The following is a 19,061-nucleotide window of genomic DNA, read 5'->3' on the forward strand; positions in this document are numbered from 1 at the left end:
GGGGGCGCTGCCCCTCCACCCCGCGAGAGGGAGCCCCTCTCGACTGGCAATAAGCAAAATGAAAAAAGTCGTTGATGTAGATTTTGCCTTCATCGAAGGACGGCGGCTGGTTTTCGTAAAACCTTCTGTCAGCCCTAACGGGGGGTGCAGGGGGAATCATTTCCCCTGCCCGTCGGAGACAAAAAAAACAAAAAACGCTTACACAAATTCTCTTCGGCGAGGGGGGCGCTGCCCCTCCACCCCGCGAGAGGGAGCCCCTCTCGACTGACAATAGGCGAAATGAAAAAAGTCGTTGATGTAGATTTTGGCTTCATCGAAGGACGACAGCTGGTTTTCGTAAAACCTTCCGTAAGCCCTAACGGGGGGTGCAGGGGGAATCATTTCCCCTGCCCGTCGGAGACAAAAAAAATCTTACATAAATTGCCTTCGGCGAGGGGGGCGCTGCCCCCCTCACCGAAGACAAAAAACTCAAACCGTCGAAGACATAAGCCTTACCTGTAGCTATGTCCGGATAACATCATCCATAATCGCTATCAGCCCTTCGACATCGGGGGTAACAAGTTCTCCGTCAGGGGTTTTCGGCATCGAAGCGAGCGTATTGCGAACGGTTCGATCAAACCCATTCAGATCCTGAGACGTAAGCGCCTTTTTAAAATCGCTTTCAATGCGCTGTGCATCAGTTGCAGACACACCCTGCCTTACGAGGGAGTAGGCAAGCAACGATGACGCAAGCGTGTACGCGGGAGCCGGATATTTCTCAGGATTATTCAAAATCCCCAACGCATTCTGCGCGCGTTCATAATCCACGCCGCCGGATGTTTTCGGGAAATAATCCTCCAGCACATATTGTTGCTTTGTTGTCAGATTTTCCGGCACTAACTCTTCGGCAGAGAATGATGACACTATCCCAGCCAGCGTATCCTTGGAACTCAGCCCTGCACGCATAGGCAGCGCATCAGTGTTCTGCTCTACCATCGGTGCAGCGTTAATTTGCATCAGTTCTTGCTGAGTAAATATCTCAGCAATATTCATTGTACTGTTGGATTGCTCTGTAATCGCTTGACGAATCCGGTCTGCCTGAGAGGATCGGGATATCGCTCTATCGAGAATTTTAAACGGCACAGCATGCCCATTAACAACGGCTCTCCCATTGACAAACTCAATATTCTGGCGATCTTTTCCTGCTTCGCGCTCCTGAGCAATCAATTGAGACTTAATCTCCTGAGACTGCGCATACAGAGTTGAAAGGCCGTGCTTCAAGTTGGCAATATCTTTTGCACTCTCTGGTAATGCCGCCACTGCTGCATCAATATTTCGAGCAAACTCATCTCCATTTCTACTCTGGAATGCCTGCGTTGCTGCGCGAGTAAAACGATCGACCTCTTTGGCTCCGGTATGCTCGCGTAAAGCTTCTCCATAGCCTGCCACCAAGGTTTTATAATCACCCTGAACTGTTTGATACCTCTGGTTCTGAGCAAGCCCCTGTTCGATTTTCTTTTCATCCGGCGGTGTGTAACTGGAAAGAGAATCCGCCACAGACTTGCCTACAAGACGAAATGCCTCTTCTGATTTAGGAGTCTGCGCCAGCTTCACGTCACCAGACTCAAACAACGGCCCCGTGCAACTCGGCTTAATTTTTACCCCTTTCTCATGATGGAATTCCACTTTGCCCAGCGGAGATTTCATTGAGAACGTGTCCTTTCTTGAATAGTCGTAGACAACAGCATTCACACCAAGAGTACTTTCAAAGGACTGACTCCTGTTCTGCGAAACTGAAAGAACTTCTCTATTCTTCTCATCATGGAACAACGCCCCGAAGAACTTGCTCATGTCCGGATGAATCTTAGGATCATATTTTTCCAACTTTTTCTTGCCGACTTCAGATAAACCGTACTCGACAGAAATCGGATCACGATGCTTCAGAAACTTACCCAACAGCTCGGTTGTTTCCTTTTTTACCTGCTTATCGCCACCGCTTATCTCTTTCGCCAACTCACCCATACGATACTTTTTCACAGGCCCTACAGTATCCAAACCAACTGTAAACGTCGCAGAAGTCGGCTTCTGCTTTGCTTCATCAAATGTATAGGAAACATCCTCAGAACGATTCGTTTTGATCGTAATTGCTACGCCAACATTTGGCTTGAAGCCCAACGAACCTACACCGATTGAGTCCGTAGGATTTGTCATACTTGATGTTCCAATCCCCGGAAGCCGCACCCCTCCACTGAACTTTGTTTGTGAAAAGTAATGATCCTTCTTCACGGTTTCGGTGTTGCTATGCTCACCCTTTGCGTCCACTTTAGAATGCGTAGTATTGTCATGTGACATCACCTGAACGGCAGCAGCGCCTTGAAGACCGAGCTTGAATCCGACGGACTTCTCACCCTCTGCACCATATTTAATCTCACCTAACCCAGCATTACCAACCACTGTTAGTGCTGCTGTTGTAGAGCTGTTTGTATGACTGCTGTTATCAGAAGTTTTTTCGGTGCTCAGCTTTTCTAAAGCCTTAGGAGTTAATTCCCCAGCAAGAAATTGATCCAGTACTTTCCATGACGGCGTCGCTCCATCGTGAGGGAAGAAAAAGTCACTGGTATACTTCTGGTTATAAACAGTCTTATCATAACCAAATTCAACACCAGCCGCTCCGCTGACTCCTACATCAGTACCGGGAATCTTAATACCAGCACTGGCACCACCCCAAACAGCACCATGGCCGGCAACTTCTTTCTCTGACGCAAAAGAAAAACGAAGTCCGGTCTTTTCTTTTGTGACGGTAATTGCGTTGCCATGAGCAAATTTCCCTGTCACCTCAGGACAAACGCCGACTCCTACTACAGGAAACGTTTTCCCTATTGCTTCAATCGGGTGCAACACACCACCAGTATGCGTTCTGGTAGAGTCAAATGTAATTGATGACCCAGGTTCAAGATTATAGACAATATCTTTGGTCGCTTCACGGAAAGATCGCTGATTCGTATTTAACCCGTGAGCAAAGCGACCTCTTGTCTTAATCTCATCACTGGAAGAAAACACCTTGCTCCAGTATGCTGCGGAATGAGCAATCTTCTCTCGCCCTTTCACTCCCTGAACAACAGAATCTGTGCCCACAACAAGTGCTGAGTTATTATGCTTGAACATAATCTCCCGTGTGGCGGAATCAGTAAGCTCAGCCCTTGTTTGTTCAAGTGACGCCTTGTCGCTGTCAGAAAGCTCCGGATGCGCTGCAATGTGGGAACTTATTTTAGTCTGCTGCTCAGCACCTTTCTGCGCAATGTCACAAATAGCCTTCTGGTTTGCATATAAGCGGGCAACCAATGCTGAGGCATTATCCTTTTTAGAAATATGTATCCCTGAATCATGCAGCGCTTTAAGCGTGTTCACGACCTTATCTGATGAATTATCAGAAGCTACGACGTTCTGTTCCAATTCAAACGAGGCGTAACGCAATTTAAGCTGATTCTTCCATAACGTCGCAAAGTCATCTTTAGACGTCGCATCCCGTTTAGCAGAACCTTCCTGAGGCTTTATGGTTCCATCATCATTCAACAGGTTGTACTCTTTAAGCAGTAAACGGCATGTTGCTTCAGAATCCTTATTCAACGTGTTGATTGAATCCACAGCGTGATCCGCCCCCTGCAGAATGTGCCGCTGCGTTAAGAAACCATTATTCTCCGCCTTAAGTTGGCTTTTCAATTCTTTCTGGTTGGTCTTCAACACATCACGAACATCAAGTTCTGCATTCTTCTTAACGGTTCTTGCATCAAGCTTTTTCGTTCCGTGCTGCTCTGCAATGTAGCCTTCCTGCTTTGGCGGCTTCATATATTTCCCGAAAAAGAAGCGGAGAGCAGCCTTCCCGACATTTGTCTCCTGCTTACGCTCCCGACCAGAGGCGTGTGCTTTGAAGAAATGGTTGTTTTCAAAAGTAAGCTTTTTGGTCTTATGTAATGAGGCAAGTCGCTTGTCAGAACTCTTTTGCAAAAGCTTTTCAGAAAGCTTATCCGAAGGAATTTCTTCCATCTTTGACTTTGCTTTCGGGTGGGTGAACCATCGGTCGCCAACACCCTTGAATGCAGCCTTACCACCAGTTGTTTTATGCAGCTCTGTGTACTCCACACCTTTATGCTCAAGCTGCTTCCACTCACTCTCTTTCGGGTTCTTAAAGAATACGTTTCCCTCTTTACACATCACCCAAATGCGCCCCCGTTTATCAACAACTATCTGCTGCGGGTCGTTATGCGGAAAATCAATATGCGTGGTTTCCCCATCAGTAATAACGTCAACAGAACCTTCTTTAAGCACTGCAAACTGTTTGCTGCCCACCATAGCAACATCTTTTGTTCCCTTGGAGTGCATACCGTCACGAAACGCGCTGTTTTGAATAGAAACATCAACCGGTTTCCACTGATGACGTGAAGGGGTGTATTCTTTCCACACACCGTCTTTATTCAAAAACGCCATCTTTCCGTCTGCGGTGCAGCGAGGCTCAGGATCAAACTTGTTCCCGCCGGACGGCACGGCAGTCCAACCGTTTTTTGTATTGTCATGGTGGAAAATACGCCCGGACTTATCTGTAATCCAAAGATTGTTTTCTCTATCAATAGACATATGCTGCACAGACTCTGCGTTCTCCGGCAGCCTGAACGATCCGACAATTTGAGTGGAATCATCCGCATTGTACATATTGATGGTATTGCCGCCGGAATGCGTAAGAAGCTTTCCATCAGGCTGAATCGCAAACCCTTTAGTATCCGCCTCTACAGTCGCGACAGGACTCAAGGTATAGTTACGCCCGTCACTGCTCTCCGCTTTAATAACTTCGCACTCAGAAGGAGTTGTTTGAACGAGTAAATATGGAGTGCCATCTCTGGATTCAAAGCTTGATTTGATAGTATCGTTCGGGGAAAGCGCCACGCCATCTGCCTGAACCAGATTGACGTTGCGATCAAACACACTTTTCATCATTGGCTGCGGTGCTCTACCAGCCTCTACCGTACGTTGCGAATTGGCAGTTGCTGATGCAGCAGATGTTCCTACTTCCTTAACAGGAACAGCAGGGTTGAATGTTGCGCCCTGATATTGATGCGCAGCAGAGGAAGAAGCAGAACCGACCTGTGTCATAGTATAAATCTCCGTATGTGATGATGTTGAGCAAATGTCCCTGTTACGCCGGATCACACGGTAAACTTACGCCAACCAGTGCGCCGTATTCCGGCAACAACATTCCACTGCCGATTACACGCGCATTCCCGCCATCGGCATGGATGCAGGTGCAGGAATCTCTTCTACCTTCTGTTCCGGCTCGTTGTGTTCCGGCTCCACAGCACCAAGCTTTTCCAAATGTACTGCCCACGCTTCTGCTACGTTTGCAAAATCTTCCATCACCGTAAAAAACTGATTCTCTGTTAACGCACTTAACGGAGTCTGATACTGAAGCAGCACAACACCCGTATTCTCATCTACTCCCAAAGTTGCCCCGTGTGTTTGCTCAAAAAACACGTTGGCACCCAGCAATGCTGCATACACCTCTTCTTTGCCAGCCTCGGGCATATCGCCCAGCACACTGTACATAAAGAACTGACCAGCCTCTTCGCTGGTTTCCATGTTCACAACAAGATCATCAATAACAAGAGAACACGCACCGCTCTCATTCAATTCCAATCCTTCTAAACCGACACTCTCTCCAAAATGCTCCAGCATTTCTGCAAACTGACTCTGCATATATTTCTCCTGTGTGCATCCCGTATGCAGGACACGTTAGAATTACATTTGTGGTGGACAACAGCTGCCCCCGTTGTTCATGCAGAGTGCCTTTTCATCTTTCATGCCAAATGTAACATGCTGATATTAATCAATTTAACCAAAGAAACGATTATGTAATCCTGCCAATTCAGTGCACAAGTATTCCTTACATGCCAACTTTGGTGGAAGAACCTCCCCCGCCAGTTACATCGCCAACAATTGTGGCATGTTGCCCACAACGTGCTCAAACGTAAACGCTCTCATTTCCCACTTAATATATTGTTTTCATTGCAAAAACACCCTTGGCACAACTTGTGCTTCTTCTGTGTTGGCAAAAGGTTCTTTTGCAGCAGGCAGGTACCGCAACCACAATGTGTGCTGCAAAACAAAAGACTCACCAACACATTCAATCCAAAGGGAATTTCGTATGAGCCCAGATGTCGCAAAAGAAAGCCTTGAACTTGTAGAGAAAAATCAAGAACTGCTGGAAAAGCTGGATGAAACAATGCGCGAACAGCGCATGCAGATTGCCAACATTGAAGCGGAGATGGAAAGGCTCGGGCTCAGTTTCTCCAAAGATCTCCCGATGGATCAGCTGACCGATGATCAAAAAGCGCAGCTGACAACACTTCAGGCAGACATCGAACGGATTGAAGCCGAAATGGCTGAGACAAAAATTAAAGTTACCAGACCAAGAACACACCGGATGATGGTCTAGCACCAAAAACAGTTGCACAAGGCACACAGCGCCTACACGACAAAGGGAGACCACTCATGACCGTAGAACAAGACGCAACACTGTTTGACAAAAACATTGCCGAGCTGGCCAGCAGAGCTGCCCGCGGTGAGGTTATTGTCAAAGAAGAACTCGGAATCACTGAACAGGAAATGGAAGCCATGTATGCCGTGGCGTACAACCTGTTCCAAAATAAAAAATACGATGACGCGATTAAAAGCTTCAGTCTGCTCGCCATGTTTAATCCTATGGAATACAAGTACATATTCGGCATAGGCTCCTGTTTTCATATGAAGGGAGAATATGCAGTCGCCAGTATGTACTACGTCATGGCAAGCGCACTAGATGAAGAACAGGCTGCCCCTTTTCTACACACTGCTGAATGCATGCTGGCTATCAAAGACGAAGAAGGCGCACGTGACAGCCTGAACATTGCAATCAGCAAGGCCAAAGGGAACAAGCAGTTTGCACCAATTCAGCAACGCGCAGAAGTGATGCTGACTAACATGAGCGCCTGACAAAGAGAGAACTGAGTATGTCAATTACCACGACAACAGGAGTCAGCGGAAATCCCGCCGCGACTTCCTCAGGGGTAGTTTCCGGCTCACAGACCGATCGACAGCCGGCGACACCGCCCTCAACAAATGGGGATCTGCAAGGAGCTTCCGGAGCGGCATATGCTGCCAACTCCCACATGTTCATGGAAGCACCGAAGCTGGATAACGCGAGCATGATGCTGATGCTCACTAAACTGCAATCAAAACTTGCAGACCAGCAGACCACCCTTGCAGGTGAAGACATTAAGTCTAAACGGAAAGATATGAAGGATATGCACGAAAAACGCATATCCAAAATGCAGGAGTACTGGGACAAAATGGCAAGTTCCACCAAGGGCGGCTTCTTCGGAAGACTGTTCAAGGGACTGAAAGCATTGTTCTCCGGTGACATCAAAGGCTTTTGCGACAACATGGAAAAAGCCTTCACCGAAGACATTGTTACCGCCATTATCAGCGTTGTTGTCATGACCGTATGCTGCGCCACCATGGGGCCTATGGGAGCACTTGTCGCTATGGCGGTGCTTACCCCTTCCATGATGGGCGACCCTATGCTGATGGGGGAATTTGCAGACATGATGGGACTTGAAGGCGATGCCAAAGAAGACTTCATGAAAGCTATGAAGTGGACAGGCTTCGCCCTTGAAATCATCGTTGATATCGCCATTGCTGTGGCTGTCAGCGTTGCTACAGGCGGTGCTGCCACCGGCCCTGTTATCGCTCTTCTGGTTGCCAAAGCTTCCGTCATTGCAGCCCGCGAAACAGAGCGCGGAGTGCGCGACTATCAAGCAACCAAGGCACAGGCTGAAGGGCTTGAGGCATACGCAGATGCAGACCGGCTTCAGGCAGATGCCAACGTCGTTCAAACAAACATCAATAAAGACATGGATCGGATGAAAGACTTTCTCGATAACTTCGCCAAAGTCATTCAGGACAGCGCGCGCATGTTGCAGAAAAACTATCAGGCAACACAGGCCGCTGCCACCAGCGTTTAACCCGATTCAGTAGATTTGTGAGGATACATTAATGACCGCAACAGGTACTATTCCCTCTTTTGACGGATGGTCTGCAAACCGGATTCAAAACTGGATTGAGACCAACCCTGCCAATACGCAAGGAGTGGAACAGGCACAGGTTGTTCTGGCATCCATGACAACCGGTGATGTGAAAGGTGCTGCAAGTGCGCAGGAAATGCGTGCAGGCTCTATCACACTTCCTGCTCCGAGTAATGACATCGACCTGAAAGGTGCCGGTGACATTATGGCCAAGTTTGAGGAACTGTTGATTCTCTTCCAGCTTATGGCGGCAGAGAACAAAAAATTCACCAGACAGGATGCAAATGCGTTGCTGGAAAAAGCAGCGGACAAGCTGCTTCAGGCTGCGGATAAAAAAGATGAAGGGGCTGAAAAAATGCTCTCTATGGCGATTGTGGCACTCGTTGTCACAGTTGTCGGTGCTGCCGTCAGTATTGCTCTTGCTCCGCTTGCAGCAGTTACCGGCGGTGCAACACAGGGAGCACAGAAAGCCGCTACAGAAGCCGCAAAAAAGGCGACAACAGAAGTTATTAAAAACACACTGAACGCCATCAAGACTTCTATCATCAAAACAGTAAAACAAGGTGTTAAGCACACGCTTAAAGCCCTGCTCAAAACCATTGCACAGGCAGCATCTAAAAGTGCTTCCTACGCGGCAAAAGGCACAACCAAAGTTATGTCCAACCCGCAGGCATGCATGGGCGTGTTTCAGGGCGTGTCACAATCTATGAGTGCTCTTGGACAAAGCAAGTCCATGATCGCGCAGGCAGAAGGTGACCGCTATCAGGCTCAGGCAACAGAAACACAGGCGCATCAGAAAAAAGCTGAAGAACGCGTCGGTGATTTCCGTGAAGCCATGAAAAAAATGAACGACCTCATCCGTACACTGTACGACGCAAAAATGAAGTCGGAAGAAGCAGCGGCCAAAGCATAACACGCTTCAAGCCGCTTCCCGTTCACACAGACATACAAACGTGCAGTCAGTCTGTGCGGTGCGGGCAGTATTCAACAGCGGACTGAAGGCAGCCCGCTGCATACCAAAACAATAAGCACTGCGGTTAATTATTCGCAGTACACAGCAAACTTATGGAGATTATTATGAGTACTACAGGTGTACACGCTTCTAACGTTCAGTCCCTCGATTCCGGTTACTTTCAGGTAGGCGATGCAAAACTTACTTTTGCCGACCTTGTTATGCTTGTGGGTCTTAACTCCCTTAAGTCTCAGGACAAGACATTTGAAACCATGTTCAAAGAGTCTCAGGAGCGTTCCGAATGCATGAACTTGTTGAACGATTGCATCCAGATGCTCAACACCTACAAAGATAACTTTGATAAAGACGGCAAAGCCATCGACAAAGGCGGCTACACTGGCAGCTCTGATGAACTCGTCGGCTTAACCAATGCAGACAAAGAAAAATGGCTCTCCGTGTACAAGCCAAAACTTACTGACTCCGGTCTTGTAAAAGACAAAGAAGCAGATCAGGCTGCATGCATGGGCATCGGCTCTGATGCGCTTTTCACTAAAAAAGAGCTTGATAACTTCCTTGAGAACGCCAAGCTTGCTCAGTCTAACATGAGCTCCACTAACGAGCAGCAGATGATGAAAACCAACCAGGCTGCAACAAAGCGTTCAACCATTTTGCAGCAGCTCCAGACCCTGCTCTCCGCGGCTAAAGACGCTTCCAGCGCTGCAGCACGCTAACTGATACGCTAAACCTGTTATCGGTCTGCTGCCTGCACCACACACTTCATGCGGTACAGTGTGCAGTCTTCAGCAGACCGATTATCATAAACACCCCCCTTCGGGAGTCTTCCCCTCGGGCTCCTGAAGGGACTTTTCTTACGCCTGCACAGGCGGAAAGGATTATTCATGCAATCAGACACACTCACTCAAGCGGTTGCAGAGCTCAGCAAAGAACTCACCATTTCACCCCCGGAGCCTGCCGCGGACGGCAGCGTCACGTTTACATTTTCCAATGATCTGGCTCTAACATGCTTTACCCGCAACGGAGCCTTGTACCTGAAAGGGCTGGTTGCACACCTGCCCCACCTATCTCTTTCACAGCTTCAAATTCAGGCATTGTACAAACGCCTCCTGCAAACGTCATTGGGGATTATGAAAGAATCCGCAGTGAGCTTGTGCCTTACACCGGACGAGAAAGACATCATCCTCTACCGCCGCATCATTCCCTGTATGCACAAAAGGGTTTCAATTGTTGATGCAGCAGAAGAGTTTCTGAACCGTCTTGAAATGCTGCGGGCAAAAACAACCGCACCGCAGTATTCACGACCGCCCGATCAAATCATGTTTATGCGCCCGTAGCACCACAGCCCAACGCACAACCTCTCTCTGGAAGCTTATGAATTCACGCCTCATCAAATTTTTGCTTATGCTCGTGCTCATCGGCGCACTGTCCCTGCAAGCGAACGGAGAAAATAAAGACTGGCTCAGAAACCCGTTCTATTTTACCGCCAAGAATGACCCGATAAGTCTTCTGCTGGATAATTTCTGCGCAGCGCAAGGTGTTACCGCCGTTATCAGCCCGCAGATAACCGGCAAGGTAAGTGGAGAATTTATGTTTTCCACGCCCTCTATCTTTCTTGATGTCATTACCCGAAACAACGGGCTTACATGGTATTTTGACGGCAACAATGCCTATTTCTACACACTTGCCGAAAACGATTCCGCGGTTATCCAATTACGCTGGCTCACGCCTGCCCGCTTAAAGGCTACCCTAATCGACATGGGGCTCTACGATTCACGTTTCCTCTGGCACGGGCTTCCGGAAGAACGCATTATCTATCTCACAGGCCCTCCACGCTATATTCAGCTTATCAGAAACCTCGTAATCAAACTGGAATCCACAGCTTCCAGCGATATGGTTATGCGGGTCTACAAGCTAAACCATGCATGGGCAGACGACATTACACTCACCTTTATGGAAAAAGAAATTTCCATCCCCGGTGTTGCTTCCCTGCTTCGAACAATCACAGGAGGCGGAAGCCCTGCCCCTGTTCCTCGTGTTCAGACCACCAAATCTCTTGGTGTTCTCGAACAAAAAGAACTGGAACGTATAGAAGCCAAGCTTCCTCCTCCAGACACCACACAGAACTGGACAAAGGCTGCCCGCATTCTTGCCGACCCACGCCTCAACGCAGTTATTGTCTGGGATTTACGGGAACGCATGCCGTACTACGAACAGGCAATTTCACAGCTCGATACACCGGTAGGACTGGTGGAAATTCGCGCTGCCATTGTGGATGTATCAATCAACCGACTGGATGAACTCGGTGTGAGCTGGAATATTTCCAAAGCTGTTGATGTTGACGCCAAAAAAGGAACCGGCGGCTACGGGACAGTCGGCGGCGCAAACGTCGGAGTTCCACCGGACACAACCAAGTTCTTCAGCAATGCCGGAAACGGACTGAACCTTACTACCATTTACGCAAACGGCATTGACCAGTTTATGATGCGGGTAAACGCCATTGAATCAGACGGTGATGCCAACACCCTTTCACGTCCCGCTGTGCTTACCTTGGATAATGTGCAGGCTATGCTGCAAAAAACAAATACCTTCTACGTAAAGCTGCAAGGGAAGGATGACGTTGATCTGCACGATGTTACGTACGGAACAGTCCTCAAGGTAACCCCTCACATCATCAATTCGCCTGAAGGTCAGCAGATAAAGCTTGTGGTGAATATAGAAGACGGGTCTGAAAACCTTACTGCACGCGGCTCTGACGACATCCCTGTTGTTTCAAGAAGCACCATCAATACACAGGCCATCGTCGGTGAATCACAGGCACTCGTCATTGGCGGGCATTACTTTGAAAAACGTAAATACAGCGACAGCGGAATCCCCGGATTACGAAAGATCCCCCTGCTGGGGCCGCTGTTTAACAAAGAGTCATACAACGTAGAACGAGTGGAACGACTGTTTGTTATCTCGCCGCGCATTGTGAATCTCAAAAATCTTGCTGAAATCCAACAGCGCATCAAAGAGGACACCTTCAGCAAAAGCATTATCACACCGGATGGTTCAGTTGCTCAAGATCCGGAACCGGATCGAGGCCCTTATGCAGGATGTACCCGCAAAAATATCCGTCCTGCACATCCGTAATGCAAGAAATATTATTCGATTTAACAGCCTCTTACTGCACACCGTAAGGTCACGTTATGACGCAAAAAACAAACCACATTCTTAAAATACTTTCCGGCCCTAACACCGGAGCTGAAGTAGCGCTTGCCTATGGTGAATACACCATAGGCAGCGATGATGCCTGTGACATCATTCTTGCTGACAGTGCCATTGCAGACTGCCATCTGCGTCTCCTTGTGCAGGAGGATACCGTGACTGTCTTTCCACTCGACGGGACAATACTTCGTAACACGCTGCAACTGGATGCAGACGGCGAAGTCGTGGGAGATTTTATCCCGCTTACCGTCGGCGGAACACACATCTGTTTCGGTCCTGCCAATGAGGCTTGGCCTAACCTGCCTGTGTCTTCACTGCTTGAAGGAGCCGGTACTCCGGATACAACCCCCTTCGACTCCACCGGAGCCGCTTCGGAAACTCATCCCGCAGATTCTCCCGAGCGTGAAGACACAGAGCAGGAACCGGATCAGGAAACACTCCCTCCACTTGAGTTGGTACAGCCGGAACACACTCCCACCCTGCCGAAGCCTGCAAAGTTCTCAAAACGGCAACTGTGTACTGCCGCCTGTACCATGATGGTCTTTTTGCTGCTTGCAGGACTGAGCTTTACCGACAACCGCCCACCCTCTGAGCAACTGACAACGCTGTTGGCGGAAAGCGGGTATTCAGAGCTGAAGGTGAAAACAACTGAAAACGGGGAATTATCTGTTTCCGGCATGGTTCCATCTGAGGACTCACTTCATACATTACAGCGTGTTATCAAAGAAAAACCTATCAACACAACGCTCGATGTCCACGTGGCAGAATCCTTGGCATCGTCGTTGCAAAACACTGTTATCGAACACGGAATGGTGCTTCAGGTTTTGCATGTCAGTGACAACATTATTCGCGTCAACGGATATGCCAAGGATGACAACGCGGTACAACGCATAGTTTCCGTCATTGAAACACTGCCCGTTGCCCATGCAGACATCAGATACTCACTCACAGACTGGAAAACCTTGAAGCAGGAAGTTGCACGTATCTTAAAAGAGCGTGATCTGCTGACCGCGCTGACCTTTTCTGCTGAGACATTCACCGTGAACGTTACAGGTGAAATAAGCGAAGCACAGGCTGCCAGCTGGGAAGGAGCTCGTGATGAAATTGCCGACCTATTACAGGCTCCGGCTCCGTTTACATCGATTAAGCGTCCTCTGACCACTGAAGAAGGAACCACCTCAGACGGCTCCGGTTCACGCCGCACCCGTTCAGGAAAAAGCGTCCGCAACGAACTGCTCAGCTGTTCCGCAGTAACGTCTCTAGGATGGATTTCTGTAGAAGGGAAAAGGCTTCGGCGCGCCCGCGTCAGTGGAAAAGCCTACACCATAGGCTCTAAAACAGCACAGGGATACCGCATTCAAGAAATTACGGATTCGCTGATCGTTCTGTCAAAAAAAACACATACCCTCTACTGCCCTGCAGGAGAAAGCTGATGCACATTTTTGAAGAAAACTTCGACCTCGAAAAAGCTCTGTTCGAAGACACGGAAGGCAGCACGCTGCGGCTGGTAAAAGACGGCTTGCAGGAAGGACTGCACACAACCCGTAAAAACATCGATAAAGGCCTTTCGCCGGACGATTTCACACGGGCGCAGGCACTCAAACAGGCTTTTGAAGCTGCCGAAGTTGTCGTTGAAACCAGCTGGAAGAACTACCGCCTCCCGTAGCCGGAGCCTTTCAAGCACAACACAAGGAGAGTTACCATGACCATGTCCAACAGTATTTCAAACAGTCTCTTCAGCACCATCAAAGCAAAAAGCAACGATGTTGCCGAGTTCTCCAAAAAAGAAAACTTGAGCGAAACAGACATGATCAAATTCAACATGTCCGCCAGTAAATACCAAATGATGGTTTCGCTGACTGCAAACCTTGTAAAAAACCTGACCGAAACAGAAAAGCAAGTCGCCAACAAAATGTAGGCACAGGAGTCACGGCGTGGAAATAGACGGTTCTTACAGAAAATTGCTCGGTAAAAGCGGCTTTCTTGCACTCAAACAAGGAATGCACAAAGAGGCAGGCATTATCTTTGATGCTCTGGCACTCACTGCGCCGGATAATCCGGCTCCTATTCTGGGGCAGGCAATGGTGCAGATGAACATGCGGCGCTACGCTGAAGCAGTCAGCACAATTGAAAACAACGCCCTTGCCAAAGACAAGAATAACCTCATGAGCCAAGCCTACCTTGGCCTTGCATTGTTTCTTAACGAACAGACAGCTCGGGCAAAAGCCGTTTTGAATGAAGTAACAGCGCAGAAGGAAGATCCGGCAGCGCAGCAACTGGCAAAAGCGTTACTTGCTGAAATGAAGTAACCTTCAAGGAGATACCATATGCATGAAGTAACAGCCCGTCAGGCTCTGGAGGCTATCCGTCAAGCTGCGGAAAAGCAGTCCACAGGGCCGGGAAAAGCACATGAAACAGACATCTCCCGTTTTCAGGATGTGATGAAACAGGACAGCGTTCAGGAAGCCTCTGCCCCGTCTCAACTTCACGCTGAGGAATCCCTTCAGGCAGAGCAGATTGAATCCATTAATACTGCGGAACACGCTGTTGCAGTTACAGACGCAGAGGCAACGCAGGGAAATAAGATTCTCGACAATCTGGATAAGATGAGCTGCGAATTTAAAGACCTTAAAGCCTCTATTGATAAATCAGCCGAAAACCATGGGGAAATGGGCGACATTATCCGTCTGCAAATGCAGGTGGCAGAAGTGACGACCAACCAGACCCTTGTGGGTAAAACCGGCGAGAAAAGCGGACAAGGTGTAAACCAGCTTGTTCGTGGACAGTAGCCTTTCTGTTTTATGAGCACGTTAACTATGCCTACTCTTTCTACCCGTTCTACACGCCGTACCAACGGTATGTTCTGTACACTGCTTCGTATGTTGTGCTGCCTTTTACTGCTCCTGTCTCTCACGGGCTGTCAGGAGCAGTTCTACACAGGATTGGCAGAACAAGATGCTAACGAAATTTTAGCCCTTCTTCTCGATCGCGGTGTGGATGCCCGCAAAGAGGCAGGAGAAAAAGGCACATGGAATCTTACGGTTGAACGGGATCAAATTGCCGGAAGCATGGATTTGCTTGAAAAAAACGGTCTGCCCCGCACCCGTTATGACAACATGGGTAAAATCTTTAAAAAAGACGGCATTATCTCGTCGCCACTGGAAGAAAAAGCCCGCTTCATCTACGCCCTGTCACAGGAAGTTGCAGGAACAATCGCTCAGATAGACGGCGTACTTGCTGCGCGTGTGCACCTTGTTCTTCAGGAAGAAGATGCCCTTGGTGAACGTATCACGCCTGCGTCTGCATCCATTTTCATAAAACATCGTCGAGATGTTGAAATGCTGGGCAAAACACGCCAAATCAAAAAACTGGTGGAAAACAGCATTCAAGGGCTTAAATACGAATCAATTTCCGCGTTTCTTTTCCCTGCATCGCCACCCATTGCTACAAACAAACTCCCCTACGCCTCTGTTGCGGGATTGCATGTGGCACCGGATTCTGTAGGCACAGTACAACTGCTGTTCGCTGCTATTGCTCTGCTCCTCTGCCTTTTGGGAACAAGCTGTTTCCACCTCTACAAACGTAGACAGGATACCGTTACAGAGGAGGCATAATGGGAAAAGCGTTCTTAAAGAGCACCATAAAAACCAATGCTCCTCTCATGGAAGCCATTATTGCGTTCCATAGCCGAAAAATCGAAGGAGTTCTGACAGACCCGTATCTGTCCAACAGCCTTTCACCTGTGGGAAAATATGTTCATGCCAGCGGCGCACTGAACGTGATGTTACGCTCCCGTCGCGCACGGCAACGCCTCACAACCAATTTACACGACCTGACGACAAACCTACCGGAAACATGGTTTCTGGAATTTATGGAACCGCAGTCGCGTCTGGCATTACTGGAACCGGACACCCTGCGTATGCTGGCAGACTATCTGGGGCTTACTCTGAACGCGGGAACCATTGCCCGCACCATAGTAAAATCCCACGTTGTCAGCATCAAAAAGCAATTCGGTAAAAAGGGCTACCTGTTCGCCATCAAACGCGCTCCGTTTCTGCTGAGTGACAATGCAGAGCTTTCGGCGCTGGCAAGTGCATTAGCTCTCCCAGACACCCCCTCAACGGCAGACAGTGAAACATCATTGGCACACCGCATACGCACACAAGGACAACTTGGCATTGCCCTGTGCCTTACGAATGAAGCCCCGCACCTTACGCAGTGGCTTTCTGTTTCTTTGCCGAAAGCCATGCTTCAGACACACTCCATCGAACTCGGCTCCTCAGACAAATCAACACTCTGGAAAACCGTCTACCGACTTTTGACGAAGGAGGTTGCACCGCAATGGGCTCCGTGTTTCGCATAACAAACGATACCATCCACCCTCTGCCCGGGAAAAAAGTCATCAAAGCAGATGAGTATGCCACGCTTGTAGAAGCACAGCAGATCATCACGGATGCCCGTACCCGTGCAGACGCTATCCTCAGCGAAGCGCAGCAGCATTACGAAAACGAACGTAAACGCGGCTACGAAGACGGCTTGATCGAAGGGAAAATGAATATGGCTGAGCATATGATGGAAAACATCGCCAGCAGCGTGGATTATCTGGAACGCATGGAAAGCACGATTGTTGATCTGGTTATGCAGTCACTGCGAAAAATTTTGCACGATATGGACGATCATGAACGTACCCAAAAGGTTGTGCATAAGGCGCTGAGCTACGTTCGGGCAGAAAAAAAGGTCGTACTCAAAGTTTCACCGGAAGACATTGAAACTGTGCGTGGCAGTCTGGATGATCTTCTGCGGGATTATCCGGCAATACGATTTCTTGATGTCGCCGCAGATGCGCGCCTTTCCAAAGGAGCCTGTATTCTGGAAAGCGATATGGGCGTGGTGGATGCCGGTATTGAAACACAACTTGCAGCCATCGAACGTGCTTTTCACAGCCACTTAAACAAGGACAAAGGCTGATGAGTCTGGATTATATACCGGAGATTCTGCACGACGCACTCCGCGCCAATGTCCCTGTAGAAGTCAAAGGACGCGTTGTTCAAGTGGTAGGAACTATCGTGCGTGCGGTGGTTCCGGGGGTACGTGTGGGAGAAATCTGTACTCTCAAAAACCCGTGGGATGAATGGGAACTTAAAGCCGAGGTTGTAGGTTTTTCCAAAGAAGCTGCACTGCTTACCCCGCTGGGAGATATTCAAGGTATCTCCTCCGCAACGGAGGTTATTCCGTCCGGCTCAGTGCATATGGTTCCGGTGGGAGACGCACTGCTCGGTCGTGTGCTGGATGGTCTGGGCAATCCCATAGACGGAGGCGCAGCGCTTACTCCAAGTGCCTATTATCCCGTGTACGCAGAACCGCCCAACCCTATGACACGCCGAATCATCAACACCCCTGTAAGCCTCGGGCTGCGGGTTCTGGATGGACTGCTTACCTGCGGCGAAGGGCAGCGTATGGGCATTTTTGCAGCTGCGGGCGGCGGTAAATCCACCCTGCTTTCCTGCCTCGTAAAAGGGGCGGACGTAGACGTAACCGTCATCGCTCTGGTGGGTGAACGCGGACGTGAGGTGCGTGAATTTATTGAACACGACCTTGGCGAGGAAGGATTAAAAAAGTCGGTACTGGTTGTTTCAACCTCTGACCGCTCTTCCATGGAACGCCTCAAGGCGGCATATGTCGCCACTGCCATTGCAGAATATTTTCGAGACCAAGGCAAGCGCGTGCTGCTGCTTATGGACTCTGTCACCCGCTTCGGCCGAGCATTGCGTGAAATCGGTCTGGCAGCAGGAGAACCGCCTACAAGACGCGGTTTTCCCCCTTCTGTTTTCTCCAGTCTGCCACGACTTATGGAACGCGCGGGAAACTCGGACAAAGGCTCCATCACAGCCTTATACACCGTACTGCTAGAAGGTGATGACATGACCGAACCGATTGCGGACGAAACACGCTCGATTCTGGACGGACACATCATTCTTTCACGCAAACTTGCCGCAGCAAACCACTATCCGGCAATTGATGTGCTTGCCAGTACCAGTCGCGTCATGAATGCCATTGTAGATTCAGAACACAAAGCGCTTTCCAACCGCCTGCGCACGCTCATGGCAAAGTATCAGGAAGTGGAACTGCTCGTACAGATCGGGGAATACAAAGAAGGCAGCGATGCCGAAGCGGACGAAGCAATTGAAAAGCTTTCCCGTATCAACGCATACATCAAACAGGGAATGGACGAGCGGGTAACATTTACCGAATCGCTCGATGCGTTACGGGACATTATAGGATGACCGGATATCCACTGGCTGCGCTGCTTCGTGTTCGTGTTTTTCGTGAAAAAGCTGCTGCCCTTGAAATTACCCGCTGTGCTCAAAAGCTGGAAGAAGCACGGCAGGCATGCAAACAGCGCGAACAGGAACTGATTCAATATCGGGAATGGCGCATCAAAGAAGAAACCAGACTGTTTGAGGCAATTCATAACGAAACCGTCTCAATGGAAGAAGTAGAACGCTACAAACAAGCTCTGCTCTCCCTACGAGGAGAGGAAGTGCAGCACGAAGAACGGATTCTGGAAAGCAAAGAGCACATACGAGAGTGTGAGGAAGCTTTGCAGGACGCGCGAAAACATCACATGGAAGCCATGAAGAACCAGCGAAAAATTGAAGAGCATAAAAAGCGTTGGCAGCAAGAAGAAAAGCTACGGCTGGAACGGGCTGAAGAAGCGGAACTGGAAGAATTTTCAAGCAAATCTCTTCTCGTTGACTAGCCTTTCTGCACACAGGCGAACCTTGGTACAACCG

At 49.1% G+C, this 19,061-nt stretch carries 19 protein-coding genes; 17 read left to right on the forward strand and 2 right to left on the reverse strand.

What is annotated here, in order from left to right:
• Positions 1–501 precede the first annotated feature (501 nt).
• Complete coding sequence (locus tag QZY95_RS08490) at positions 502–5,124, reverse strand: hypothetical protein (protein ID WP_290922152.1); 4,623 nt, start codon at positions 5,122–5,124, stop codon at positions 502–504.
• A 114-nt stretch (positions 5,125–5,238) separates the two neighbouring features.
• Complete coding sequence (locus QZY95_RS08495; protein ID WP_290922155.1) at positions 5,239–5,724, reverse strand: type III secretion system chaperone; 486 nt, start codon at positions 5,722–5,724, stop codon at positions 5,239–5,241.
• Positions 5,725–6,172: 448 nt separating this feature from the next.
• Between QZY95_RS08495 and QZY95_RS08500 the strand changes: the two genes are divergently transcribed.
• The 17 genes from QZY95_RS08500 (at position 6,173) to QZY95_RS08580 (ending at position 19,027) form a co-directional block, all read left to right on the forward strand.
• Complete coding sequence (locus QZY95_RS08500; protein WP_290922160.1) at positions 6,173–6,463, forward strand: hypothetical protein; 291 nt, start codon at positions 6,173–6,175, stop codon at positions 6,461–6,463.
• Positions 6,464–6,519: 56 nt separating this feature from the next.
• Positions 6,520–6,999, forward strand: coding sequence for a SycD/LcrH family type III secretion system chaperone (locus QZY95_RS08505; protein WP_290922162.1), 480 nt, complete (start codon positions 6,520–6,522; stop codon positions 6,997–6,999).
• Positions 7,000–7,016: 17 nt separating this feature from the next.
• Entirely contained in the window at positions 7,017–8,030 is a 1,014-nt protein-coding gene (locus QZY95_RS08510; RefSeq protein ID WP_290922165.1) for a hypothetical protein, read from the forward strand.
• A 31-nt stretch (positions 8,031–8,061) separates the two neighbouring features.
• On the forward strand, positions 8,062–9,003 hold the full coding sequence (sctB, locus tag QZY95_RS08515) for a type III secretion system translocon subunit SctB (RefSeq protein ID WP_290922167.1): 942 nt from the start codon (positions 8,062–8,064) through the stop codon (positions 9,001–9,003).
• 164 nt (positions 9,004–9,167) lie between these two features.
• A complete protein-coding gene (locus QZY95_RS08520; protein WP_290922169.1) occupies positions 9,168–9,773 on the forward strand; it encodes a hypothetical protein in 606 nt (201 codons plus the stop codon).
• A 168-nt stretch (positions 9,774–9,941) separates the two neighbouring features.
• The gene (locus QZY95_RS08525) at positions 9,942–10,394 is read left to right on the forward strand and encodes a CesT family type III secretion system chaperone (protein WP_290922172.1); all 453 of its coding nucleotides are present in this window, start codon (positions 9,942–9,944) and stop codon (positions 10,392–10,394) included.
• A gap of 37 nt (positions 10,395–10,431) precedes the next feature.
• Positions 10,432–12,192, forward strand: a complete 1,761-nt coding sequence (sctC, locus tag QZY95_RS08530) for a type III secretion system outer membrane ring subunit SctC (RefSeq protein WP_290922175.1) — start codon at positions 10,432–10,434, stop codon at positions 12,190–12,192.
• Between the two features lie 56 nt (positions 12,193–12,248).
• Positions 12,249–13,700 carry a type III secretion system inner membrane ring subunit SctD gene (sctD, locus tag QZY95_RS08535; protein WP_290922178.1) on the forward strand — a complete coding sequence of 484 codons (1,452 nt, stop codon included), beginning with the start codon at positions 12,249–12,251 and terminating at the stop codon, positions 13,698–13,700.
• The gene (locus tag QZY95_RS08540) at positions 13,700–13,933 is read left to right on the forward strand and encodes an EscE/YscE/SsaE family type III secretion system needle protein co-chaperone (protein WP_290922181.1); all 234 of its coding nucleotides are present in this window, start codon (positions 13,700–13,702) and stop codon (positions 13,931–13,933) included. The genes sctD and QZY95_RS08540 overlap by 1 nt, the downstream gene beginning before the upstream one ends.
• 36 nt (positions 13,934–13,969) lie before the next feature.
• The gene (locus tag QZY95_RS08545; protein WP_290922184.1) at positions 13,970–14,185 is read left to right on the forward strand and encodes a hypothetical protein; all 216 of its coding nucleotides are present in this window, start codon (positions 13,970–13,972) and stop codon (positions 14,183–14,185) included.
• Positions 14,186–14,201: 16 nt separating this feature from the next.
• Positions 14,202–14,576, forward strand: a complete 375-nt coding sequence (locus QZY95_RS08550) for an HrpB1 family type III secretion system apparatus protein (RefSeq protein WP_290922187.1) — start codon at positions 14,202–14,204, stop codon at positions 14,574–14,576.
• An 18-nt stretch (positions 14,577–14,594) separates the two neighbouring features.
• On the forward strand, positions 14,595–15,056 hold the full coding sequence (locus QZY95_RS08555) for a hypothetical protein (protein WP_290922190.1): 462 nt from the start codon (positions 14,595–14,597) through the stop codon (positions 15,054–15,056).
• A gap of 27 nt (positions 15,057–15,083) precedes the next feature.
• Positions 15,084–15,881: a type III secretion system inner membrane ring lipoprotein SctJ gene (gene sctJ / locus QZY95_RS08560; protein WP_290922193.1), complete on the forward strand. Its 798-nt coding sequence runs from the start codon at positions 15,084–15,086 to the stop codon at positions 15,879–15,881.
• Complete coding sequence (locus QZY95_RS08565; RefSeq protein WP_290922195.1) at positions 15,881–16,630, forward strand: SctK family type III secretion system sorting platform protein; 750 nt, start codon at positions 15,881–15,883, stop codon at positions 16,628–16,630. The genes sctJ and QZY95_RS08565 overlap by 1 nt, the downstream gene beginning before the upstream one ends.
• Complete coding sequence (locus tag QZY95_RS08570) at positions 16,609–17,235, forward strand: HrpE/YscL family type III secretion apparatus protein (protein ID WP_290922198.1); 627 nt, start codon at positions 16,609–16,611, stop codon at positions 17,233–17,235. The genes QZY95_RS08565 and QZY95_RS08570 overlap by 22 nt, the downstream gene beginning before the upstream one ends.
• The gene (gene sctN, locus QZY95_RS08575) at positions 17,235–18,551 is read left to right on the forward strand and encodes a type III secretion system ATPase SctN (RefSeq protein WP_290922203.1); all 1,317 of its coding nucleotides are present in this window, start codon (positions 17,235–17,237) and stop codon (positions 18,549–18,551) included. Before QZY95_RS08570 ends, sctN begins: the two co-directional genes overlap by 1 nt.
• Entirely contained in the window at positions 18,548–19,027 is a 480-nt protein-coding gene (locus QZY95_RS08580) for a YscO family type III secretion system apparatus protein (protein ID WP_290922206.1), read from the forward strand. Before sctN ends, QZY95_RS08580 begins: the two co-directional genes overlap by 4 nt.
• Positions 19,028–19,061: the final 34 nt, after the last annotated feature.

The organism is Halodesulfovibrio sp. (assembly GCF_015482765.1).
Taxonomy (GTDB): Bacteria; Desulfobacterota; Desulfovibrionia; order Desulfovibrionales; family Desulfovibrionaceae; genus Halodesulfovibrio.